The following is a 3,073-nucleotide window of genomic DNA, read 5'->3' as shown; positions in this document are numbered from 1 at the left end:
AGGCACGGGACATTGCTCTTGCGCCCCTGACCGGGCGTACATCCGGGTGGATGATTGCACGCGGGCCGTCGGCCCCGGGGCAAGAGAGCAGTGTCAGTCGTGAACGCTCGCCTTTCTCCAGTTGCGTCGCTTCTCCACTCGGGCTTCTCGCCGAGGGGCCGACCAGGGCCCCCGACGGATTTCGAATCGAGGTGGAGAACAATCATGAAAAACCGCTTTGGCTTGACTCAACCGCTTCGCTCGCTGCTGGCAGGGCTCGGTGTGCTGCTGGTGGGCGCGCCTGCGGCCATGGCCGGCGATCAGGTCGTGCTGCTGACCTCCTGGTACGCCCAGGCTGAACAGGGCGGCTTTTACCAGGCCCTGGCCGAAGGCCTTTACGAGAAAGAAGGGCTGGAGGTGACCATCCGCATGGGTGGCCCGCAGGTCAATGGCATGCAGCTGCTGGTCAGCCGGCAAGCCGACTTCATCGTCAACTATGACCTGCAGATCCTCAAGAGCGTGGAGCAAGGCCTGCCGGTAGTGGCGGTGGCCGCGCCGTTTCAGGGTGACCCGCAGGGCTTGATGACCCACGCCGACGTCTCCGGCCTGGACGGGCTGAACAACAAGCAGGTCCTGGTATCGACGTCCGGCCAGCAAACCTGGTGGCCCTGGCTCAAGGGCAAGTACCAGCTGCAGGACAGCCAGGCCCGCCCTTATACCTTCAACCTGCAGCCCTTCCTTGCAGGCGCCGACACCACCCAGCAGGCCTACGCCAGCTCAGAGCTGTTCCAGGCCATCAAGGCTGGCCAACAGCCCAACTTCTTCCTGTTCGCCGATGCGGGTTACCCGCCCTACGGCTCGACCGTCGCCACCCGCCAGGACCTCATCGATCAGCACCCGCAGCGCGTCGCTGCGTTCGTGCGCGCCTCGCTCGAGGGCTGGAAGCGTTATCTGGACAACCCCGCCGCAGGTAATGCGCTGATCAAGCGTGACAACCCCAACATGAGCGATGAACTGCTGGCCTGGGGCGTCTCGACCCTCAAGCAACACCAGTTGCTGACCCGCGGCGACGCGGCACTCCACGGCATTGGCACCATGAGTGACGCGCGCTGGCAGGCGACCCGCGATTTCATGGTCGAGGCTGGCCTGCTTGGCGCTGGCGCGCCCTGGCAGAAGGCCTACACCACACGCTTCGTGCAGGACCTCCATGTGCTGCCCGGCACCAACCAGGCTGCCAGCCGCTGACCCGTTCAGGCACTTGAACCCCTAAGGAACCGAATCATGTTGGTCACCAAACAACCCGTATTGCGTCGCTTCTGGTACGCCCTTCTGCCGATGACCGCCCTGGACGACGGGCCAAAGCCCTTCACCCTGCTCGGGGAAGCCCTGGTGCTGTGGAAGCGCCCCGACGGCACGCCGGTCGCCATGCGCGACCGCTGCTGCCACCGCACCGCCAGGCTGTCCAAAGGTTTTGTCAGCGAAGACGGCAACATCGCCTGCGGCTACCATGGCTGGGAGTACGACTGCACGGGCGCCTGCGTGAAGATCCCGCAGAACCCGACAGGGGCAATCCCTGCCGGGGCAGCCGTCAAGGCTTACCATTGCCAGGCACGTTACGGCTATGCCTGGGTGGCCCTGGACGATCCGCTGCAGCCGATCCCCGACTTCCCCGAGGATGGCGCCCCTGGTTACCGGCGCATCTTCCAGTTCTACGAAGAATGGAAAACCAGCCCGCTGCGGGTCATGGAAAATTCATTCGACAACTCGCACTTCTCGTTTGTGCACAAGGCCAATTTCGGTTTGTTCGACCAGCCGCAACCGGCCAGCTACGCGTTCCGCGAAACCGACTACGGTTTCGAAGCCGAGACCCGCGTGCCGGTCCGCAACCCCGAGGCCAGCTTCGCCATCACCGGCAGCCGTGCGCCGATCACCGAGCGCCATCTGGTCAACCGCTATTACCTGCCGTTCTCGCGACGCTTCGGCTGCATGTACCCGGAAAGTGGCATCCATCACATCATCTACAACTGCGCCACACCGATCGATGACGGGCGCCTGATGCTGGTGCAGTGGCTGTACCGCAACGACAGCGAAGCACAGTGCTCGACCCAGGCGCTGATCGACTGGGACGCGGCGATCACCGCCGAGGACCGCGACATTCTCGAGGCCACTGACCCCGACGCCTGCGTCGATACCCGTCGGCGCGTCGAGCTGCACATGCCCTCTGACAAGCCCGGCCTGGTGATCCGCCGGCAATTGCTGGGCTTGCTCGAAGCCCATGGCGAAAGCGAAGTGTTCGCCAGCCATTGAATGCCGTTCAGCGCCCCGGTGCGCCGGGGCCTCTGCCACCGCACATAGCCAAATGGGAACGCGCCCATGTTGATACAGACCCTGTCCGAAGCCGACGCCCGACCACAGGCCCGCGTGCCTGCCGATACCATAAGCGCCGAGACCCCGCTGTTCGCCAACCAGGTGGAAAAGACCTACAGCAATGGCACCCACGCCTTGCGCCGCGTCAGGCTGGCGATCCAGCGCGGCGAGTTCGTCTCGCTGCTGGGGCCCTCCGGTTGCGGCAAAAGCACGTTGTTGAAGATGTTCGCCGGCCTGGAACAACCCTCAGCTGGCCATGTGCGCTGGTGGGGCAAGGACGCCCCCGAGCGCGCCCCGCAGGGCGATGGGACAAGCCAGCGCCTGGCGATGGTGTTCCAGGAAGCTACCTTGATGCCGTGGGCCAGGGTGCAGGACAACGTGCGGCTGCCCCTGGACCTGGCGGGTGTGCCTCGCGCGCAAAGCCAGGCCAGGGTGCAAGCGGCGCTGGAACGGGTTGGCCTGGGTGCATTCGGTGCCGTTTACCCGCGCGAGCTGTCTGGCGGCATGCAGATGCGCGCATCGATTGCCCGCGCACTGGCCACCGAGCCCAACCTGCTGTTGATGGACGAGCCGTTCGGCGCGCTTGACGAATTCACCCGCAACAAGCTCGACAGCGACCTGCGCCGCCTCTGGGCGGAGCGCGACCTGACGGTGGTGTTCGTCACCCATAGCATCTTCGAGGCGGTTTACCTGTCGTCGCGGGTGGTGGTGATGGGCGCCCGCCCCG

Annotated in this window: 3 protein-coding genes; all 3 read left to right on the top strand. The window is 65.1% G+C overall.

The window, feature by feature from the left end; all coding sequences use genetic code 11:
• Positions 1-204 precede the first annotated feature (204 nt).
• Positions 205-1,224 (top strand): ABC transporter substrate-binding protein, encoded by a 1,020-nt coding sequence (locus tag APH33_RS22570; RefSeq protein WP_054887266.1) that lies wholly within the window; start codon positions 205-207, stop codon positions 1,222-1,224.
• A 36-nt stretch (positions 1,225-1,260) separates the two neighbouring features.
• Positions 1,261-2,286 (top strand): aromatic ring-hydroxylating dioxygenase subunit alpha, encoded by a 1,026-nt coding sequence (locus APH33_RS22565; protein WP_054887265.1) that lies wholly within the window; start codon positions 1,261-1,263, stop codon positions 2,284-2,286.
• Positions 2,287-2,352: 66 nt separating this feature from the next.
• Positions 2,353-3,073, top strand: a 721-nt coding sequence (locus APH33_RS22560; RefSeq protein ID WP_054887264.1) for an ABC transporter ATP-binding protein, incomplete at its 3' end; no start/stop codon positions are given.

Origin of the sequence: Pseudomonas sp. NBRC 111130 (assembly GCF_001320485.1) — a bacterium.
Taxonomy (GTDB): Bacteria; Pseudomonadota; Gammaproteobacteria; order Pseudomonadales; family Pseudomonadaceae; genus Aquipseudomonas; species Aquipseudomonas vlassakiae.
The sequence above is the reverse complement of the archived record's forward strand: the minus strand, read 5'-3'. Positions and strand labels throughout refer to the sequence as shown.

Excerpts from the sequence above, each read along its gene's own strand:
- APH33_RS22570 (WP_054887266.1), top strand. The coding sequence starts at position 205 with ATGAAAAACCGCTTTGGCTTGACTCAACCGCTTCGCTCGCTGCTGGCA.
- APH33_RS22565 (WP_054887265.1), top strand. The coding sequence starts at position 1,261 with ATGTTGGTCACCAAACAACCCGTATTGCGTCGCTTCTGGTACGCCCTT.